This window comes from Paractinoplanes durhamensis, from assembly GCF_016862175.1.
In the GTDB taxonomy this organism is placed as follows: Bacteria; Actinomycetota; Actinomycetes; order Mycobacteriales; family Micromonosporaceae; genus Actinoplanes; species Actinoplanes durhamensis.
In genome coordinates, this window is sequence record NZ_BOML01000039.1 from 65499 (window position 1) to 85622 (window position 20124).

Consider the following 20124-nt stretch of genomic DNA (forward strand, 5'->3'; position numbering starts at 1 on the left):
CCCACCTTGGAGCCCCTTCGTGAGCACGCTGCAGAAACTGCGGGAAGCCTTCCGCACCGCCCTGGACCTTCCGGCGGATGCGCCCGTGGACGACCTGCAGTATCAGGACAATGAAAAATGGGACTCTCTCGCCCATATGTCGCTGATCGCCACGCTTGAGGACGAGTTCGAGGTCATGATTGACACGGATGACGTGATCAACATGTCGAGCTTCCAGGAAGCGATCAAGATCCTCGGTAAGTACGGGGTAGATATCAGTGAGTGATCGGGTCGCCCTTATCACCGGGGCTTCCCGCGGCATCGGCCGCGCGACGGCGACCAAACTGGCCGAGCGCGGTTACGACCTGGTTCTGCACGGTCACCGTGCGGATGCGATTGCCCAGGTGGCGTCCGGGCTCGCCGAAAAATTTGGTGTGAGCACTTTCACGGGCAGCGGCGACATCGGCGACCCGGCCACCAGCAAGGCCCTCATGCAGGTCGCGTTCGCCAACTTCAAGCGGCTCGACGCACTGGTGGTCAACGCCGGAACGCACGCGGCCGGCATGCTCGGCATGACCGATGACGCCACGATCCAGCGCCTGTTCGCGGTCAACTCGGCCGGAGCGGCGTACACCCTGCGCGGGGCGGCCCGGCTGCTCGCCCGGGGGCGTACACCCGCAGTGGTTCTCCTGTCGTCGATCACCGCGAGTCGCGGCATCGCCGGACAGGCCGTCTACGCCGCGTCCAAGGCCGCGGTGGCGGCCCTGGCCAAGTCGGCCGCCAAGGAGCTCGGGCCGCAGGGCATCCGGGTCAACGCGGTCGAGCCCGGCTTCATCGCGACCGACATGCTCGACACGCTCGACGAGAAGGGCCGCGCGGAGCGGATCGGCGACACCGCGCTGGGCCGCTTGGGTGAGGCCGACGAGGTCGCCGACGTGATCGCCTTCCTCCTCTCCGAGCAGGCCCGGTTCGTGACCGGCCAGGTGCTCGGAGTTGATGGAGGATTGACGCTGTGAACCTGCTGCATCCCGGTGCGCGCGTGATCGACGCCGCGACCGGCCAGACGATGACGCCCGCCGACGTCTCGACGGCCGCCTCCGAGCTCGAGAAAGAACCGGGCGCGGTGGTCTTCCACCCGATTTCGACCACTATTTCAGATATAGCCCGATATTTGGCGGCGCTGCGGCTTGGCCGGCCGGTCGTGCTTCTTGATCCGGATGGCGACAACGCGCACTGGGCCGAGCGGTTCGCCACCGACGACGTGCACCCCGATCTCGCGCTGCTGCTCACCACCAGCGGCTCGACCGGCAACCCCAAGCTCGTCCGGCTCTCCGCCGACGCCGTGCTGGCCAACGCCGGGCAGATCGCCGACGTCCTCGACATCACCGCCGACGACGTCGCGATCACCACGCTGCCGCTCTTCTACTCGTACGGAATGTCGGTGTTGAACTCGCATCTGCTGCGGGGTGCCACCGTGATCCTCGAACGCACCGGCATCATGCAGCGCGACTTCTGGACCGCGGCGGTCGAGCACAACGTGACGTCGATGGCATTCGTACCGTATCAGTACGAGATGCTGCGCCGGCTGCGGTTCGACCCGGCCAAATACCCCGCGCTGCGCAAGCTCACCCAGGCCGGCGGCCGGCTCCGCAGCGACCTGATCAGCGACTTCGCCCAGCGGATGGCGACGGTCGAGGGCTCGTTCTACGTGATGTACGGCCAGACCGAGGCCGCGCCCCGGATGGCCACCCTGCCGCCCGCGCGCCTCGAGGAGAAGCTCGGTTCGGTCGGCCTCGCGCTGCCCGGTGCCCACTTCTCGCTCTCGCCCGAGGGGGAAGTGCTCTACCACGGGCCGAACGTGATGATGGGCTACGCCGACACCGCTGCCGACCTGGCCAAGGGCGACGAGCAGGGTGGCGTGCTGCACACCGGTGACCTCGGTCGCATCGACGACGACGGCTACCTGTTCATCACCGGCCGGATCAAGCGGATGGGCAAGGTCTTCGGCGTCCGGATCAACCTCGATGACGTGGAGAAGCACTTCCCGGTCACCGCGGTGGCCGGCGAGGACAAGCTGAACGTCTTCGCGCTCGGCGCTACCGACGACGAGGTCCGCGACCTGCGGACGAAGATCTCCGAGTGGCTCGGGACACATTTCTCCGGCGTCGTGGTGCGTAGCATCGAATCCCTGCCGCTGCTGCCCAACGGCAAGGTCGATTACCGCGCCCTGGAGTCGTCGCTGTGAGTGTCTTCACCCTTCCGCAGGCCGCCAAGGAAGAGTTGCTCCTGTCGGAGCTCTCCGCCTTGACCGAGCACCACCGCGCCGCCTGCGAGCCCTACGCCCGGATCTTGGCCGCCTCGGGATTTGAAAAGGCGGCGACGGTGGCCGAGCTGCCCTGGCTGCCGGTTCGGCTGTTCAAGAACCTCGAGCTCAAGAGCATCCCGGACGACGAGGTCTTCAAGGTCCTCACGTCCAGCGGCACCACCGGCGAGGTCAGCAAGATCTACCTGGACAAGCATGCGGCCGCCGAGCAGACCCGCCGCCTCGGCGCCACCGTGCAGACCGTGCTCGGCCCGAAGCGGCTGCCGATGCTGCTGGTCGACACGAAGGCGATGCTGAAGGACCGCAAGTCGTTCTCGGCCCGCGGCGCCGGTGTGCTCGGCATGTCGACGTTCGGGCGCGACCACGTGTGGGCGCTCGACAACGACGGCGTGGTCGACCTCGACGCGATCCGTGGCTTCCTGGAGAAGCACGGATCCCAGCCGTTCCTGATCTTCGGCTTCACCTACCTGGTCTGGCTGCACCTCTACGAGGTCGCCCGGGACAACGGGCTCGACCTGTCGAACGGCATCCTGATCCACTCCGGCGGCTGGAAGAAGCTGATCGACCAGGCCGTCTCGCCTTCAGAATTTCGCGAGCGCCTCTCCGGTGTGGGCCTGACGAACGTGCACAACTACTACGGCATGGTCGAGCAGATCGGCACGGTCTTCCTGGAAGGGCCGTCCGGTGGGTCGCTCTACTGCCCGGACTTCGCCGACGTGATCGTGCGTGACCCGCTGACCTGGCAGGAGCTGCCGCCGGGCGAGACCGGGCTGATCGAGGTGATCAGCACGCTGCCCACCTCGTACCCCGGGCATGTCCTGCTCACCGAGGACATGGGCGTGGTGCACGGGATCGACGACGGGGACTGGCCCGGCAAGCGCTTCTCGGTCATCGGCCGGCTGCCGCGGGCCGAGGCGCGGGGCTGCAGCGACACCTACCGGGAGGCGGCGTGATCCAGTACCGATTCGGCGACTCGTCAGCCGATCTGACGGCGCCCGTCGAGGATCGCCTGACCGTCGGTGACCCGCGCGTTCTCGATTTCCTGGCCAAGGTCGCCCGCAAGCTGCTGGCCCCGGCCGTCGCCCGCCGGCACCCGGAGCTGGGCTCGCTCGGCTTCTTCCTCCGCCCGGCCGAGCTCAACCGGGCCGTGAGCCGGATGCAGCGCGACGACGCGATCGTCTTCCCGCGCGGCAACGTCTTCCACGTGCCGCCGGCGAACGTCGACACCATCTTCGTCTACTCGTGGGCGCTGTCCGCGCTGGCCGGCAACCACAACGTCGTCCGCATCTCGGAGCGCTCGGCGGCCGCGGCCGACACCATCCTCGACGCCCTCAACGCGGTGCTCGCCGACGCCGACCCGGTCATCGGCCGCACCCAGCGCATGATCACCTACGGCCGGGACAACGCCGTCACCGCGGCTCTGAGCCAGTGGTGCGACCTGCGGGTCATCTGGGGTGGCGACGCGGCCGTCGAAGCGATCCGCAAAAACCCACTGCGGCCTTCGGCCCGAGACCTGACCTTCCCGGACCGTACGTCGTGGGCCGCGCTCTCCGCCGCCGGGTGGCGTGCCGCTACGCCGGCGGCCAAGCGGGACGCCGTGGTCGGCTTCTCGAACGACGCCTACTGGTTCGACCAGGCGGCCTGCTCCTCGCCGCGCACGGTGTTCCTGATCGGCTCGGACACCGACGACGTCCGGGCCGAGTTCATCGAGCTGCTGCTCGAGGTCGTGGACCAGCGCGGCTGGGCGGTCGACGCGGCGATGGCGGTGGAGAAGCGGGTCAACGCGTACGGGATGGCCGCGACCGGCGCGATCTCGGCGATGGAGTTCCCGGCCAACTCGGTGACCGCGATGTCGCTGACCGCCGTGCCGGACGCGCCGCGCCGCTGGATCGGCGCCGGGGCGTTCCCGTTCGCCGAGGTCGGCTCGCTGCTCGACCTGGTCCCGGCGATGAATCGGCAGGACCAGACGTTCAGCCACTTCGGCTTCGGCGGTGACGAGCTGCGTGAGTTCGCGCTTGCGCTGGGCGGCCGGGGGGTCGACCGGATCGTGCCGTTCGGCCAGGCGCTAACCTTCAGCGCCATATGGGACGGGTACGACTTGCCGAGCGAGTTCACCAGGCTCACGACGATCGCGTCCTGAGTTTTCGCCGTTTTAACCTCCGCTGGGCACCCTGGTGCCTCCCGGCGGCCGCGCTGCTCCTCGGGCTGCTGCTGACCGACGTCCCCCTTCTCGACATAGTCCGATATGCCGCCTATTTCGGGCTGGCGGTCCTGCTGCCCGGCACGCTCGTGCACCGGGCCCTGCGCGGCAGCCGGGGCAATCTCCCCGAGGACCTCGGTCTCGGCGGCGCGACCGGCCTGCTCCTGCTGCTGATCGGCTGGGCGGCCACCGCCGCGACCGGCCTGCAGGCGTTCCTGCCGGCCTGGCCGGCGGCGATCGTCGTGCTCTTCCTGGCCGTGCCCCGGCTGCGCGGGCACTGGCTGATCGCCGATCGCCGCCCGGTGCCGCTGCGCTGGACCTGGGTGCTCGCCGGGACGATGACGCTGGTGGTGGCGTCGCTCGTGCCGTTCTGGCACAACCAGCTGCTGCCGCCGGCGCAGGACGTCTGGTTCCAGGACCTCGGCTATCACCTGGCCCTCGTGCACGAGATGACCCGGTCGATGCCGTTCCAGGTGCCGCAGTTGGCCGGCGAGACGCTGCGCTACCACTACCTCTCCGACGCCGACATGGCGGCCGCGTCGATGCTCACCGGCATCGACCCGATCGTCGTGCTGCTGCGCCTCTGGCTGGCGCCGATCGCCGCGATCACCGTGCTCGTGGTGACCGCGCTGGCCCGCGACCTGACCGGCGGCAAGTGGTGGGCGGCCGTGCTGGCGGCCGCGGCCGGGGTGACCGGCCTGCCCCTGCTGGCCTGGGCGCAGGGCAGCAACCCGATCAGCTACTACAGCCCGTCCCAGGTCTACATGCTGCCGCTCACCGGGCTGCTGCTCACCCTCGCGGTGCCGGCCGTGCGCGGTCGAGGCCTGGGCTGGGCCTGGCTGCTCGTCTTCCCGCTCGCGCTGGCCTGCGCCGGGGCCAAGTCCAGCGCGCTGCCGCCGGTCGTCTTCGGCCTGATCGTCGCGACCGGGACGACCCTGGGGCGGCGCGAGCGGCGGCGGCCGGCGCTGACCATGCTCGGCCTCACCCTGGCCGCGATGCTCGTCGGCACATTCCTGTTCGCCGGCGGGGGAGCGGGCACGCTGTCCCTGCAGCCGTTCGCGGTCCTGCTCGGCTTCGTGCCCTACCGGCAGACCCTCGGTGCCGCCGACGTCAACGACGGCACCCTGCGGCTGCCCGACGGCGTCGCGCACCTGTCGGCGGGCGGCTTCCTCTTCCTGGCCGCGCTGGTCCTGTGGTGGCTGCTCGTGCAGGCGCCCCGGCTGGCCGGCCTGGTCACCCTGGCCGGCGCCCGGAACCGCCGGGACCCGGCCGTCTGGCTGCTGGCCGGGCTCACCGTGGCCGGGGTCGGCGGCATGTGGCTGCTCTGGCATCCGTCGCTCAGCCAGACCTACTTCTACCTCGGCATGATCCCGTTCGCGACGGTGCTGACCGTGCGGCTGCTCGCCGACCGGCAGCCCGGACAGCGGCTCCTGCTCGGCGGCCTGGCCGCGGGTTTCCTCGCCACCGGGATCGCCGCCCGGCTGCCGTTCGCCGGCGTCCGCGGCATGGCGGCCTGGGCGTGGCAGCTCTACTGGCCGGCGGCGTTCGTCCTGGCCGTGATCGTGCTCCTGTCGGTCCTGGTGATCCGCCGGCGCGGGCTGCCGATCGTGCTGACGGCGGCGTTGCTCGGCGGCAGCGTCGGCGTGTTCGCCGAGCGGGCCGCCGAGGCCGACTGGAAAGCGCTGCGCGACCAGGGCCGGCACACCAGCAGGCTGCTGATCCTGCAGGACGAGATGGTCGCGGCCCAGTGGGTCGACCGGCACGCCGGGCCGGACGACGTGGTCGCCACCAACGTGCACTGCTGGCCGCCCGGCGGCCCCGCGGCCGGCTGTGACTCGCGAGCCTTCTGGGTCGCGGCGCTGACCGGCCGCCGCACCCTGATCGAGAGTTGGGGCTACACCGACGCGGCGGTGGCGGCGGACGGCGACGGCGGGCTGCGCTACTACCGTCAGCCTCCGCCCGACCCCGCCCGCTACGCCCTCAACCAGCGGGTCTTCGAGCTCGGCGCCGCCGCCGACCTCGCCGAGCTGCGGGATCGTTATCACGTGCGCTGGCTGCTGGCCGACGTTCGGTCCGGCCCGGTGGGGCTGGCGGCGGCCCCGGTCTTCACGGCCGGTCCGGTCACCATTTACGAGCTGCGCTGAGTTAGTAGGGTTAGCCCTACCGCGGATCCGGCAGGCAGCGGGATCGGATGGGGGGCCGCCGATGCCTAGCGTTCATGACATGACAACGACCTACGCCGAAGCCGCCGCTCCCGTCCGACGCAGCGGATTCGTCCGCCAGTTGGGCATCGACACCCAATTCGTGCTGGTCGGGTTCCCGATCGGCATCATCTCGATCTCGGTGTGCATGAGCCTGTTCTGGACCGGCGTGGGGACCGCGATCATCTGGATCGGCCTGCCCATCCTGGTGGCGGTCATGTATGTGGCGCGTGGCCTGGCCGCCGTGGAACGGGCCCGGATCGGCCCGGTCTTCGGTGTCCGGTTCCGCCATCCGTATTACAAGCAGCGGCCCGAGGCCGGTCCGATCGGCAAGATGCTCACCCCGCTCACCGACGGCCAGAGCTGGCTCGACCTGCTGCACGGCATGTTCCGCTTCATCCCCAGCACGATCTCCTTCGTCTTCGTGGTGACCTGGTGGTCGGGCGCGCTCGCCGGCCTCACCTGGGGCCTGTGGGGCTGGTCGCTGCCGAACGGGCCGGATGACCAGGACCTCCCCGAGCTGCTCGGCTTCGACAGCAGCTACGGCACCAAGGTCATCTTCAACCTGGCCCTGGGCATCTTCTTCGCCGGCACGCTCTACTGGGTGGTCCGGGCGGCTGCGCTGCTCGAGGCGTACTTCGCCAAGGGTCTGCTCAGCGGCGTGAACGACCTGCGGGCGCAGGTGGCGTCGGCGAACGCGGCCCGCCAGGTCGCCCAGGAGCAGAAGGCCGCCGCGGTCTCGGCCGAGGCCACCGCCCTGCGCAAGCTCGAGCGCGACATCCACGACGGCCCGCAGCAGCGCCTGGTCCGCCTGGCGATGGACCTCGGCCGCGCCGAGCAGCAGTTCGCCACCGACCCCGACGCGGCCCGCGCCACCGTCGCCGAGGCGCTCAGCCAGACCCGGGAGACCCTCGACGAGCTCCGCGCGCTGTCCCGCGGCATCGCCCCGCCGATCCTGGTCGACCGGGGTCTGCAGGCGGCCCTGACCGCGCTGGCCGGCCGCTGCACGGTGCCGGTCGACCTGGACGCCCCGTATTTCGAGCGGCTCGACCCGGCCGTCGAGTCGACCGCCTACTTCGTGGTGGCCGAGTCGCTGACCAACGTGGCGAAGCACAGCAACGCCAGCGAGGTGCAGGTCAGCGTCCAGCGCGCCAGCTCCGGCCTGCTGGTCGAGGTCGCCGACGACGGCGTCGGCGGGGCCAGCCTGGCCAAGGGCCACGGTCTCGCCGGGCTCGACGACCGGGTCCGGGCCGCCGGTGGCGTCCTCGCCGTCGACAGCCCGGTCGGCGGCGGAACGCGGCTGACTGCCGCCCTGCCCCTTTAGCGCCTGTTTTAAGAGGGGAGACGGGCTGCGGCGTGGCCCAGCTGCCGCCTGGCCGCACGGATCGAACACCCGAATACAACACCGGTATTCGGGCGCCCGCTCCGCGCACCCAGACAACACCTGGACCTCGCCTCACTCCGGCCCCCCTCTTAAAACAGGCGCCTGGAGCGGCAAGTCTGACAGCATGGCGGCATGCGGGTGGTGATTGCCGATGATGCGGTGCTGTTGCGCGAGGGTCTGATCAGGCTCGTCGAGGAGAACGGCCACACGGTGGTGGCGGCCGTCGGCGACGGGCCTGCTCTCGTGGCGGCGATCACCGAGCACAAGCCGGACGTGTCCATCGTGGATGTGCGGATGCCGCCCAGCCACACCGACGAGGGGTTGCGCGCCGCCGTGGAAGCACGTTCCAGGGTGCCGGGCAGCCCCATCCTCGTGCTTTCCCAATACGTCGAGGTCTCGTACGCCGATGACCTGCTGGCCGACCGCGCGGGCGCGGTCGGCTATCTGCTCAAGGACCGGGTGTCCCAGGTCGGGGAGTTCCTGGAGACGCTGAGCCGGGTGGCCTCCGGCGGCACCGTCCTCGACCCCGAGGTGGTCGGCCAGCTGCTGGTCCGCCGGCGCCGGGACGACCCGCTGAGCAGCCTCACCCCGCGCGAGCGTGAGGTGCTGGGCCTGATGGCCGAGGGCATGTCGAACGGCGCGATCGCCCGCAAGATGGTGGTCACCGACGGTGCGGTCGAGAAGCACGTGCGCAACATCTTCACGAAACTCGACCTGCACCAGGACGAGGAGCAGCACCGCCGGGTGCTGGCCGTCCTCGCCTACCTCCAGGGGTAGGGCTAGCACTACCCGGAAAAGGGGAGCCTGCTTCATCGAGACCGGTCGTCATAAAAAATAGCGTTCTCCTCATGCAGAAGACGGAGAACGTAAAGGGGATCGCGGCGCGGGCCGCGATGTGGAGCGCCCGGCATCGGACGCTCGCGATCCTGGGCTGGATCGCCTTCGTGGTCGGCGTGACCATCCTCAGTGGCCAGATCGGCACCCGGAATGCCGTCGACTCCGACTACGGACACGGCGACTCGGGCCGGGCCGAGCACATCGTGCAGCAGGCCGGGTTCCCGGTGCAGCCGGCCGGCGAGATGGTCATCGTGCAGAACCGGGCCGGCACCGACCGGGCGGCCGCGATCGCCGACCTGACCAAGCAGCTGACCGCGACCGGCAACGTCGCCGACGTGCAGCCGGCCATCGAATCGCCGGACAAGCGCTCGTCGCTGATCGCCTTCAGCATCAGCGGCGACCCGGAGACGGCCAAGGACCGGGTGGCGCCGGCCCTCGACACGGTGGCCCGGGTGCAGGCTGCGCACGCCGACCTCTACATCGCCGAGGGCGGCGACGCGAGCGGCGACAAGCTGATCGGCGACGACCTCGACAAAGGGCTGAACCGGCTCGGGATGCTGTCCATCCCGGTCACCCTCGGCATCCTGCTGGTCGCCTTCGGCGCGGTGGTGTCGGCGCTGCTTCCGGTGGCGCTGGCGGTCACCGCGGTGGTGGCGGCGATCGGGCTGCTCGCGGCGGCCAGCCGGCTCGCGCCGGCCGATGAAACGACGATGCACGTGATGCTGTTGGTCGGCCTGGCGGTGGGGGTCGACTACTGCCTCTTCTACATCCGTCGGGAACGGGACGAGCGGCGGGCCGGGGCCGACGCGCACCGTGCCCTGGTGATCGCGGCGCAGACCTCGGGCCGGTCGATCTGGGTGTCCGGTCTCACCGTGATCGTGGCGATGGCCGGCATGTTCATCACCTTCGACACGACCTTCGTGAGCTTCGCGGTCGGCACCATCCTGGTCGTCGCGACCACCATGCTCGGCTCGCTGACCGTGCTGCCGGCCATGCTGTCGGCGCTCGGCGACAAGGTCGACGCCGTCAAGATCCCCGGGCTCTACCGCAAGCGCAGCGACGGCCGCTTCTGGAACGGCTTCCTGCGGCTGGTGCTGGCCAAGCCGCTGCTCTCGGCGATCGTCGCGGTGGGTGCGCTCGCCGTGATCGCGTCCCCGGTGATCGACCTGCGTACCAAGGGCCAGGGGATCGAGGACCTGCCGCCCAAGGCGCCGGTCGTGCAGGCCTACAAGGCGATCGACGGGGCGTTCCCGAGCAAGACGTCGCCGGCCCGGGTCGTGGTGCAGGCGGCCACGGTCAAGGGTGCTCCGTTCGATCAGCAGCTGGCCGCCTTCAAGACCGCGGTGACCAAGAGCGGTGGCGCGCTCACCGGACCGGTCGAGGTGGAGATCAACCCGGCCGGCACGGTCGCGGTGGTGTCGGTCGGCCTGGTCAGCGACGACGCGCTCGGCACGCTGCGGGAGAACGTCGTCCCGGCCACCTTCGGTCACCTGGCCGGTGGGACCGCGCTGGTCACCGGCGAGAAGGCGACGAACGCCGACTTCAACGCCCGGCTCGACGCCAGCCTGCCGTGGGTGTTCACCTTCGTGCTCGGCCTGGCGTTCATCCTGCTGCTGGTGTCGTTCCGCTCGGTGGTCGTGGCGATCACCGGGGTGGTGCTCAACCTGTTCTCGGTGGCCGCGGCGTACGGAATGCTGGTCTGGGTCTTCCAATACGGGCACTTCGAGAAGGAGTTGCAGTTCGAGGCGGCGAGCGGCCTGATCAACTGGATGCCGCTCTTCCTCTTCATCATTCTGTTCGGCCTCTCGATGGACTACCACGTCTTCGTGCTCAGCCGGATCCGGGAGGGCTACGACCGGGGGCTGACCACCAAGCAGGCGGTGCGCGAGGGCATCGGCCGCACGGCCGGCGTCATCACCAGCGCCGCGGTCGTGATGGTGGCGGTGTTCGCGCTGTTCGCGACGCTGCCGCTGGCCTCGACCAAGCAGCTCGGCGTCGGCCTGGCCGCGGCGGTCCTGCTGGACGCGACGATCATCCGGGCGGTGCTGCTGCCGGCCGTGATGGCCCTGCTCGGCGAGAAGAACTGGTGGCTGCCGAAGTGGCTGGGCTGGCTGCCGCAGATCGCCCACGAGCCGCCGCCGGCGCCGTCCGCGGAGCCGGAGCGGGAGCTCGCGACGGTCTCCTGACGGTTTTGCCAAGCCGACCCGGTGCGAAGTGGGGGCATACCTCGCACCGGGTCGGTGTGGTGCGACCGGGGCAGTCGTGGCGGCGCCTGGACCCCGGCCCAACCCGCTGATCGGCCCTGGGGGAGGGTCGACCCACGGGTGCCTCTGAAGATTCTTCACATTGTCGGCCGTCGCCTATGAGCGGCGGCCGTCGGGGTACCCCCGTTGAATCTCCGCGAACACAGGTAATACCTACTCTTCGGTGGTAGCTTTCCGCGTCGACCTGACGGGGCGGCACCCCGGGCGGACCGTGATGGGTGGGGGCACCCTGCCGCCGCTCCTTCGCTCAGCAGCTCGCCGGGTAATGTCGAGTCGGCAGCTACCAAAGAGAGGTAGAAGCATGTCGGACACCGCTGCTCTGGTCCCCACCCAGGGCACGGATTACGCCGCGGCCCTCGCCGTTCCGCCGGTTTCCAACCTGCGGCGCATCGGTGGCGAGATGTTCGCCTGGTCGGACAGCGACCCCAGCCGCGGCCCGGACCGTCCCCGTAGCGCCCTGCTGCGTCACCTGACCGGTCAGTTCGCCGGCCGTGGCCGCAGCGTGCTGATCGCCGGCCCGCACGCCGACGATCTGGTCGCCGCGCTGGTCGACGGCGGCGCGACGGTCTCGTGGCTGGTCCGCTCGCTCGGCGACGCGGAAAACGCGGCCCGCGAGCATCCGAAGGTGACCGTGCTGGCCGGCGTCCTTCCGCGGCTCGACCCGGAGCAGCGGTTCGACCTGGTCGTGGCGGCCGACGGCGTCGAGCGGCTCAACTCGGTCGAGGGCGAGCAGATGTCGGCCGGCGAGCTGCTCGACCGGCTCGCCGAGGCGGTCCGCCCGGACGGTGTGCTCCTTCTCACGTACGACAATCACCTCGGCGTCCACCACACCGTGCGGCTCGATCCCGGCGGCCGGGAGGCCACCGACGCGGCGTGGTATTCGATCGACGATCACGACCCGCACCGCCCGGCCTCGGCCGAGCAGCTGACCGACCGGCTGACCGCGGCCGGCCTGGTGGTCGACGTCACCTACGCCGCGTTCCCCGAGCCGTCGGCGCCGTCCGTGCTGGTCGGGCCGGGCCTGCTCGGCAACGTCGACTCCCCGCTGCGCCCGCGCCTGGGCACCGCCCTCGGGCAGGCGTTCACCGCCGGCTTCCGCGGCCGTGCCGTCCTCAGCGACCCCCGCCGCCTGATCAACCGGGCGCTGCGGGCCGGCGCGGAGAGCACGGTGGCGCCGGCCTGGCTGATCATCGCCCGGGCCCCCGGCGTGAGCGCCGTCCCCCCGATCGAGGGCCGGGAGTTCCTGGCCGGCGACGTGCGCGGCACCTTTGTTTACACGGTGGGGGAGAGCACTACCGTTCTCGAGCCGCTGGCCGAGCCGGTCGAGCGGGACGGCCTGCGCCGCATCGCCGAGCCGGAGGCCCCCGGTGCCGACACCGGCTACGTGCTCGAGGAACGCCTGCTACACCTGTGCGCCACCGCCGACCTCGGCGAGCTGCGCAGCGAGCTCGACCGCTATGAGACGTGGCTGCAGGAGCAGGCCACCGACGGCACCCTGTCCGGCCCGGTCGCGCTGGCCGGCTTCGCCGACGTGTTCGTCACCCCGCAGGGCGTCACACTGCTGCCCACCCGCTGGGCGCCGATCGAGCCGGTGCCGCTGGAAACCGTGCTGGTCCGGGCCATCTGGGAGTTCGGCGTCCAGCTGATCACCTCGGCCCAGCCGCACCCGTGGCCGATCAGCTCCAGCGCCGTCGACCTGACCGCCACCATGCTCGGCATGGTCGGCCGGGGCATCGCCGAGACCGAGATCCGTGCCGCGGTCGACCTGTTCGTGCAGCGTGAGGCGGCCGAGTTCGAGTTGGGCCTGGCCGAGCAGCAGGCGCTGCGGCTGCGGCTGCTCGCGGTCACGCCGGGCACGGCGCCGGTCGACATCGAGGGCTTCCGGGAGCTGTCCGAGGCGCTCTGGCGGCAGCGTTACCAGGCCAGTCACCTGCTGGCGCTGATGGAGTGGACCGAGCAGATCATCCAGTCCCGCGACAAACAGCTCAGCAAGATGGATCGGGAGATCCAGTTCTACCGGAGCAAGCTGGCCGGCAAGGCGATGCTGATGGCGCGGGAGGCATACCGCGTGGTCGGCCGGGACGGCCGCAAGTTCCTCCGCGGCCGCCGCAAAGGCTCGTAATAAAAAAGGGGGCCGCCGGATGGCGGCCCCCTTTTCAGTCAGCTCAGATCAGATCCCAGGTCAGCGGCGTGCCCTTGGCCGCGTCGGCGGTGAAGGTACGCCCCAGCACCAGGTTGATCGAGTCGGGCTCGAGGCCGCCGGTGGGCCGGATCGAGCGCACGTTCTCGGCGGTGACCGGGTCGCCCGCCTTCACGTCGGTGACCACGTAGAGCGAGCGGCGGAACCGCAGGCCCTCCTTCTCGTGCTCGGTCGGGCCGATGTGCGTGGTGCCCAGCGCCTGCCAGGCCCGCTCCGACTCCTCGCGGAGCAGCTTGAGCTCGGCCGGGTTGAGCGAGAACGCCGAGTCGACGCCGCCGTCCGCGCGGTCCAGCGTGACGTGCTTCTCGATCAGGCAGGCGCCGAACGCGACCGCCGCCACCGGCACGCCGATGCCCAGCGTGTGGTCGCTGAGGCCGATCGGCACCTCGAGCATCTGGGCCAGCACCGGGATGCGGCGAAGGTTGGACTCCTCCGGCGGGGCCGGGTACGACGCGGTGCAGGCCAGCACGGTCACGTCGGTGGCGCCGGCGCCCTGGGCGGCCTCGACCGCGGCCGCGATCTCCCGCACCGACGCCATGCCGGTCGAGATGATGATCGGCTTGCCGGTGGCGGCGCAGAGCCGGATCAGCGGCAGGTCGGTGATCTCGGACGACGCGATCTTGTACATCGGGGCGTCCAGCTTTTCCAGCAGGTCGATCGCGGTCGGGTCGAACGGGCTGGAGAACGGGGTGATGCCCCGCTCGCGGGCCCGGTCGAAGATCGCCTGATGCCAGTCCCACGGGGTGTGCGCCCGCTCGTAGAGCTGGTAGAGGTATTCGCCACCCCACAGCTCGTGCCCCTTGGAGAGCTGGAACCGCGGGTGCTTCACGTCCAGCGTCAGCGTGTCGGCCGTGTAGGTCTGGATCTTGATCGCGTCGGCGCCGGCATCCGCCGCCGCGTCGACCAGCGTCAGCGCCCGGTCGAGCGAACCGTTGTGGTTGCCAGACATCTCCGCGACGATGTACGGCCGCTTGTCGGGCCCGAACTTAGTCATCTTTGCCTCTCTCCGTCACCACGACGGTCTTCATGATGCCGTCGACGGAGCGTTCGTATCGACGGGTTTCCCGGAAGCCGAAGCGCCGGTGCAGTGCCAGGACCTGTTTGTTCTCCTCCAGCGTCTCGCCGTCGAGCCGGTCGAGGCCGAGAGTGCCGAACGCGTACTCGATGGCTTCCTTCTCCAGGCGCATCCAGGCCGGCAGCTGTCGCCGGCCCAGCCCCTCGACGTCGAGGTAGAACGACCAGGTCTCCCCGTTGAAGATTACGACCCCGGCCGGAGTGCCCTCATCCTCATAAATGAGAACATTTTGCCAATTCTTCTCCCACCAGGCCGCATGCTCCTCCGGCCGGATCTCGTGCGTGGTCATGCTCACCGCACGAACCGACGGATGGTTTCGCCAGGGGAGGATCAGGTCTCTTTCGGCGTACGCCGCAGGTCGAAGCACGTTCACATTATTGACGGGCCCCCGGCCCGGCGTGCGGGGAGGCGCCGCCGACAATCTCTCATCTCGCGGTTCACCCGGCCGATCCAGCCGGACAGAACTAGACGAGGAGGCCTGCGGATGGGCTCGCTGTGGTCCCGGCTGCCGGGAGGTCGCCTGCTGCGCGCCTCCCTGGTGGTCCCGGTGGTGGCGCTCGTCCTGGTGATCGTCAACGCGATCAGCCCGGTCCTGCCCTGGCTCGTGCTGTGGCTGCCCGCCCTGGCCGCGGCCGCCCTGCTGGCGCTGAACTTCCGGCGGACCTACCGGGCCGACCATCTGCCCCCGGCGACCCGGCGGTTCTGGCGACATATGTACGTGGTCTCGATCCTGGTCGGCCTCGGCGCCGCCGCGCAGGCGGCCGACGCGGCCATCACCCTGCACACGCCGGACAGCCAGATCAGCATCGGCCAGGTGGTCTTCGACGGGGCCGCGGTCATCATCATCATCTACGCCATGCTGCGGCTGCCGTTCGGCAAGCAGAGCCGCAGCGAGCTGTTCCGGGTCTTCCTCGACGCCGGCACGCTCATGCTCGGCTGTGCCGTCTTCATGTGGCACTACTCGACCCGGCACAGCATCCACGCCGCTGACTCCCGGGTCATCGTCATCTCCCTCGCCATCACCACGCTGGCCCTGCTGGCCGTCTTCGCCGCCGGCAAGCTCGTGATGACCGGGACCTCGTCATATCTCGACCGCAGCGCCATGCGGATGATCGGCATCGCGGTCGCCGTCGGTGCCGTCGGCCCGATCCTGCGACCGCTGCTCGAGCCGTTCAACCCGCACCTGTTCTCGGACATGGTCACCCTGCCCGCCCTGTTCTTCTTCGGGGCGTGGGCGGCGGAGAAGCAGCGCGCGGCCGACTACGGCTCGCGCCGGGGCGTACGCGAATCCCGCCGCCGCTCGTTCAGCGTGCTGCCCTACGTCGCCGTCGCCGCGGTCGACGCCCTGCTGCTCAGCGTCGCCCTGCCGAACGGGGCCGAGGATCGCCGGGTGATCGTGGTCAGCGCGGTGGCACTGACCGCCCTCGTGGTGATCCGCCAGATCACCGCGTTCATCGACAACGGCCGGCTGCTGCGCCGGCTCGACCACGGCGCCACCCACGACGCGCTCACCCAGCTGCCCAACCGGGCGCTGTTCCACGAGCGCCTGGACAAGGCCCTGACCGCTCCCGGCGAACACCCGGTCGCGGTCGCGCTGATCGACCTCGACGACTTCAAGGAGGTCAACGACACCCTCGGTCACGAGGTCGGCGACCTGCTGCTGATCGCGGTCGCCGAACGCCTGAACGGCTGTATCCGGGCCGAGGACACCGTCGCCCGGCTCGGCGGCGACGAGTTCGTGGTGGTCCTCGACGACGCCGACCCGCAGGCCGCCGACCTGGCCGCCCAGCGGATGATCGAGGCGCTGCGCCGGCCGGTCCGGGCCGACGGCCACGAGCTGCCGATCCGGGCCAGCATCGGCATCGCCGACGGCCACTCCGGCGACGACGCCAGCCTGCTGCTGCGCCAGGCCGACATCGCCATGTACCGGGCCAAGGGCATCACCGGCACCGCGGCCGTGCACTTCACCCCGGGCGCCGACCACACCGACCTCGGCCTGGAGCTGCGGAACGCCATCACCGACGGTCAGCTCTACCTGCTCTACCAGCCGATCGTCGCGCTGCCGGACCGGCGGGTGCTCGGCGCCGAGGCCCTGGTCCGCTGGCAGCACCCGACCCACGGCACGATGCCGCCGCAGGCCTTCATCCCGATCGCCGAGCGCACCGGCCTGATCGTCGCGCTCAGTCAGTGGGTGCTGCGGGCGGCGCTGAGCGAGCTGTCCACCTGGACCGACGCGTCCCTGGTTCTCAACATCAACATCTCGCAGCGCGACCTGCGCGAGCCGGACTTCGCCGACCAGGTCGCCGCCGCCCTCGACGAGTACGGCATCGCTCCGCACCGCCTCACCCTGGAGGCGCCCGCGGTGGGTTCGGCCGGCTCCGGTCCCAGCGTGGCAGCGCTGCGCGAGCTGGGCGTGCGGGTGGCCCTCGACGACTTCGGCACCGGCGACTCGTCGCTGACCATGCTCGCCGCCGTGCCGGTCGACGAACTCAAGCTGGACAGCTCGTTCACCCAGGCCGGCGCGGATCAGGTGCCGGTCGCGGCGAGCGTCCTCAACCTGGCCAACAGCCTCGGCCTGACCGCGGTGGCCGAGGGCGTGGAGACCTTCGACCAGGCCAGCCGCCTGGCGGACCTCGGCTACGCCTCGGCCCAGGGTTTCTACTTCGCCCACCCCCTCCCGGCCGCGGAATTCAGCGAGCTTCTGACGGGTACGGCGGTGTCCCCCGCGGCCTGACCGAAGCTGCCACAATCGGCGGCCATGGACCTCACCGCATCGACGATCGCGAAACCGCCCCGGCAGTGGGAGGCGCAGACCTTCGCCCTGCTGATCGCGATCGCCGTGGCCGCCGGGCTCGGCCTTCTCCTGCTGGTCACCGACCTGGCCACCCGGTCGGCCCGGACGTCGGCCGAGGCCCTGCTGATCGAGAACGGCCTCTACATCACCCTGTCGTTCGGCTACACGCTCGGCTTTCTCTGGTGGCAGCGGCGCACCCGCGAGGTGCTGCGTATCGCCGGCGACCCGAACGGCCGGGCCGCCGACCACTGGACGGTCCTGGCCTGGTATTTCGCGCTGGCCGGCTCGGTCATGGTCGGCTATCTGCTGCGCGCCGACGCGTTCGGCGACCCGGCCGTGGAGCTGCTCTGGACCGCGGGACGAACCGCCATCCGGGTGACCGGATTCGTCTTCCTCCTGCTGGCCGTCGGGCAGGTCCGCAACCAGGTGCGCGAACAGGTGGCCCGCTCCGGCGTCATCTTCCGCATCCCCGACCTGGCCGCCCGCCGCTCCCCGCTACCGCCGGCCATCCTGCCCACACCCCCGCTCCGGCCGGCCGTGGACCTGCCGCCGGCCGACGACGACTTCTGGTCGCGGGTGGCCGCCCTGGGCAGCGGAGTCGCGGTGCTGGAGACCACCGACGCGGTGGCCCGGCGCTGGGTGAGCGGCGACCTGACCACCATTCGCGCGGCCCTGCCGCCCGGCGCGGTGGTGACCGTCTTCCCGCAGCCCCCGGCGGCCGACTTCACCCCGCCGCGGGCCGCCGACGAATATCACGGCTTCCTCGAGGACGACGCGTCCGGCGCTCTCTGGTACCAATCGGTGCGCCCCAACCGGGTGGAGGCCTTCATGGCCCGGGCCCGGCGGGCCCGCCGCTGGGCGCTCTACCCGGCCGACGCCCCCGACGCGCTGACGGCGGTGGTGTGACGCGATGGCCCGCACCCGGCTTTATCTCGTCCGGCACGGCGAGCAGGATCCGGCGACCGATCACGCGCCGGACGGCGGCCTGTCGCCGCTCGGCCGGGTGCAGGCCGATCGGCTGGGCCGGCGGCTGCGGGCGGTGCCCTTCGCGGCGATCCACCACAGCCCGCTGGCCCGCGCGGCCCAGACCGCGGACATCGCCGCCGGTCATCTCCCGGGCGTCGCGCGGCACGCCTGCGACTTCGCCCTGGACCGGACGCCGGTGCCGACGGCCGAACGGCGCGACCGGTACCCGGATCGGTGGCACGGCTGGCTCGACGACGTTCCCGACGACGAGCGGGACGAGGACGCGACCGCCCTGCGCGCCGCCGTCGAGCACTTCGGCATCACCGGCGACCAGGACCGGCACGAGCTGCTGATCACGCACAACTTCGTGATCGGGTGGTTCGTGCGGCACGTGCTGGATGCACCGGACTGGCGCTGGATCGGCCTCAACCAGGCCAACTGCGCCGTCACCGTCGTGCAGTGGGAGGCCGGCCGGCCGCCGACCCTGATCACCTTCAACGACCGTGGCGAGGATTTCGCCGGATAGGACTTTGGTCCCGGCCGAACAGGGAGTTTCGGCACCGGCGCTGCCTCGCGTCGGAGAGAAGGCTGATAGCTGAAGAGAGAGACATCAGGGAGGCACCCGATGACCACCGCCGCACACGCCCACCAGCTCGAGAAGGTCGAAGCCCCGGGCGCCATGCTCACCAAGGCAGCCGCGAAGACCCTCGCCGTCCTGCGAGTGGCCACCGGCTTCGTCTTCCTGTGGGCGTTCCTCGACAAGACCTTCGGCTTCGGCTACGCGACCCCGTCCGCCAAGGCGTGGATCAACGGCGGCAGCCCCACCAAGGGGTTCCTGTCCAGCGTCGAGGTCGGCCCGCTGAAGGGCTTCTTCCACGACATCGCCGGCACGCCGTTCGCCAACTGGTCCTTCATGATCGGCCTGCTCGGCATCGGCCTGGCCCTGATCCTCGGCATCGGCCTGCGGGTGGCTGCGGGTGCGGGCGCACTGATGATGGCCTTCATGTGGCTGGCCGAGTGGCCGCTCGCCTCCGGCTCGTCGAACCCGATCGTCGACTACCACGTCGTCTACGGCCTGGCCGCGATCGTCTTCGCGCTGACCTACGCCGGGCAGACCTGGGGCCTGGGCAAGATCTGGGCCAAGCTCCCGATCGTCCAGAAGAACCGCTGGCTCATCTGAACCACCCCGAACCGAACCACCCCGAACCGAACCACCCCGGGCCCACCCGCCCGGGGTGGCTTCGTCGTGGGTGGAGGATGTCGGGCGTGAGACGGAGAGCGGCCGGGTGGGAATGGTGGCGAGTCAGCCGGATCCACCATGGCGAGCGGGGCCGGCCAACCACCTGCACCGGCGAGATCTACTCCTACCGCTCCCGCTATTACGCGCCGTCCGACAGCTCCTACGAACGCTGCATCGGTATCTACTGGTGCTCGATCTGCCGCGAGTGCTCGGCCAACATGGTCTTCGTCGCACGCGACGAACAGCTGCCCGACCCGCTGGCCGACCTGCCCACGCCGGAGCGGGAGCGGCTGGCCCGCAGTGAGCTGAAGCTGCTCGACTACCTCGACCGCCTGGTCCGCCGCGGCACCTGGCCGGACCACCAGCCTTGACCTGAATCGAGGTTTAGGTCTTAGCGTCCCTCGCCATGGAGAGTCTTTCCGATGCCGAGCTCGCCGGTCAGCCCGCCGCCTACTGGACCGGCATGCACGACCTGTCCTCCGCCGGTGAGAACCGAGCAGAAGTTTTACAAGATCTCGAAGGAGAAGCGCGGCGAGCCCGGCGTCGGTCACCGATCCTGCCACGCGCGCAGTGGTGCGCAGAGCAGCGCATCGAGGCTCGTGGAGGTGCGCAGAGCAGCGCGTATTGGTGAGCAAAGCAAAGGGGGCGGAGCATCCACCGA

At 70.5% G+C, this 20124-nt stretch carries 17 protein-coding genes; 15 read left to right on the forward strand and 2 right to left on the reverse strand.

The window, feature by feature from the left end:
- The first annotated feature begins 19 nt into the window (after positions 1-19).
- The 10 genes from Adu01nite_RS25060 to Adu01nite_RS25105 all read left to right on the forward strand — a co-directional run bounded on the left by Adu01nite_RS25060 (position 20) and on the right by Adu01nite_RS25105 (position 13310).
- Entirely contained in the window at positions 20-265 is a 246-nt protein-coding gene (locus Adu01nite_RS25060; RefSeq protein ID WP_203729857.1) for an acyl carrier protein, read from the forward strand.
- On the forward strand, positions 258-995 hold the full coding sequence (locus tag Adu01nite_RS25065; protein WP_203729859.1) for an SDR family NAD(P)-dependent oxidoreductase: 738 nt from the start codon (positions 258-260) through the stop codon (positions 993-995). The genes Adu01nite_RS25060 and Adu01nite_RS25065 overlap by 8 nt, the downstream gene beginning before the upstream one ends.
- Positions 996-1045: 50 nt before the next feature.
- Positions 1046-2224: an AMP-binding protein gene (locus Adu01nite_RS25070; protein ID WP_203729906.1), complete on the forward strand. Its 1179-nt coding sequence runs from the start codon at positions 1046-1048 to the stop codon at positions 2222-2224.
- Positions 2221-3255, forward strand: a complete 1035-nt coding sequence (locus tag Adu01nite_RS25075; protein ID WP_203729861.1) for a LuxE/PaaK family acyltransferase — start codon at positions 2221-2223, stop codon at positions 3253-3255. Before Adu01nite_RS25070 ends, Adu01nite_RS25075 begins: the two co-directional genes overlap by 4 nt.
- Positions 3252-4442 (forward strand): acyl-CoA reductase, encoded by a 1191-nt coding sequence (locus tag Adu01nite_RS25080; protein WP_438871093.1) that lies wholly within the window; start codon positions 3252-3254, stop codon positions 4440-4442. The genes Adu01nite_RS25075 and Adu01nite_RS25080 overlap by 4 nt, the downstream gene beginning before the upstream one ends.
- On the forward strand, positions 4385-6646 hold the full coding sequence (locus Adu01nite_RS25085; RefSeq protein WP_203729863.1) for a hypothetical protein: 2262 nt from the start codon (positions 4385-4387) through the stop codon (positions 6644-6646). The genes Adu01nite_RS25080 and Adu01nite_RS25085 overlap by 58 nt, the downstream gene beginning before the upstream one ends.
- 79 nt (positions 6647-6725) lie before the next feature.
- The gene (locus Adu01nite_RS25090; RefSeq protein WP_203729865.1) at positions 6726-8027 is read left to right on the forward strand and encodes a sensor histidine kinase; all 1302 of its coding nucleotides are present in this window, start codon (positions 6726-6728) and stop codon (positions 8025-8027) included.
- Positions 8028-8219: 192 nt separating this feature from the next.
- Positions 8220-8864 (forward strand): response regulator, encoded by a 645-nt coding sequence (locus tag Adu01nite_RS25095; protein WP_203729866.1) that lies wholly within the window; start codon positions 8220-8222, stop codon positions 8862-8864.
- Positions 8865-8935: 71 nt separating this feature from the next.
- Entirely contained in the window at positions 8936-11110 is a 2175-nt protein-coding gene (locus Adu01nite_RS25100; protein WP_203729868.1) for an MMPL family transporter, read from the forward strand.
- Positions 11111-11489: 379 nt separating this feature from the next.
- The gene (locus tag Adu01nite_RS25105) at positions 11490-13310 is read left to right on the forward strand and encodes a class I SAM-dependent methyltransferase (protein WP_203729870.1); all 1821 of its coding nucleotides are present in this window, start codon (positions 11490-11492) and stop codon (positions 13308-13310) included.
- A 43-nt stretch (positions 13311-13353) separates the two neighbouring features.
- On the opposite strand, the gene pseI is transcribed toward Adu01nite_RS25105, so the two are convergent.
- Both pseI and Adu01nite_RS25115 read right to left on the reverse strand, forming a co-directional pair.
- Positions 13354-14382: a pseudaminic acid synthase gene (pseI, locus tag Adu01nite_RS25110; protein ID WP_203729872.1), complete on the reverse strand. Its 1029-nt coding sequence runs from the start codon at positions 14380-14382 to the stop codon at positions 13354-13356.
- Positions 14375-14830, reverse strand: a complete 456-nt coding sequence (locus Adu01nite_RS25115) for a GNAT family N-acetyltransferase (protein WP_203729874.1) — start codon at positions 14828-14830, stop codon at positions 14375-14377. The genes pseI and Adu01nite_RS25115 overlap by 8 nt, the downstream gene beginning before the upstream one ends.
- 117 nt (positions 14831-14947) lie before the next feature.
- Here Adu01nite_RS25115 and Adu01nite_RS25120 point away from each other — a divergent pair, with 117 nt between their 5' ends.
- From Adu01nite_RS25120 to Adu01nite_RS25140, 5 genes are all read left to right on the forward strand, one after another.
- Positions 14948-17197, forward strand: coding sequence for a putative bifunctional diguanylate cyclase/phosphodiesterase (locus Adu01nite_RS25120; protein WP_203729876.1), 2250 nt, complete (start codon positions 14948-14950; stop codon positions 17195-17197).
- A gap of 24 nt (positions 17198-17221) precedes the next feature.
- Positions 17222-18163 (forward strand): hypothetical protein, encoded by a 942-nt coding sequence (locus tag Adu01nite_RS25125; protein WP_203729878.1) that lies wholly within the window; start codon positions 17222-17224, stop codon positions 18161-18163.
- 4 nt (positions 18164-18167) lie between these two features.
- Positions 18168-18749 carry a histidine phosphatase family protein gene (locus tag Adu01nite_RS25130; protein ID WP_203729879.1) on the forward strand — a complete coding sequence of 194 codons (582 nt, stop codon included), beginning with the start codon at positions 18168-18170 and terminating at the stop codon, positions 18747-18749.
- A gap of 99 nt (positions 18750-18848) precedes the next feature.
- Positions 18849-19403, forward strand: a complete 555-nt coding sequence (locus Adu01nite_RS25135; RefSeq protein ID WP_203729881.1) for a DoxX family membrane protein — start codon at positions 18849-18851, stop codon at positions 19401-19403.
- A gap of 86 nt (positions 19404-19489) precedes the next feature.
- Positions 19490-19834 (forward strand): hypothetical protein, encoded by a 345-nt coding sequence (locus Adu01nite_RS25140; RefSeq protein ID WP_203729883.1) that lies wholly within the window; start codon positions 19490-19492, stop codon positions 19832-19834.
- The last annotated feature ends 290 nt before the right edge of the window (positions 19835-20124 follow it).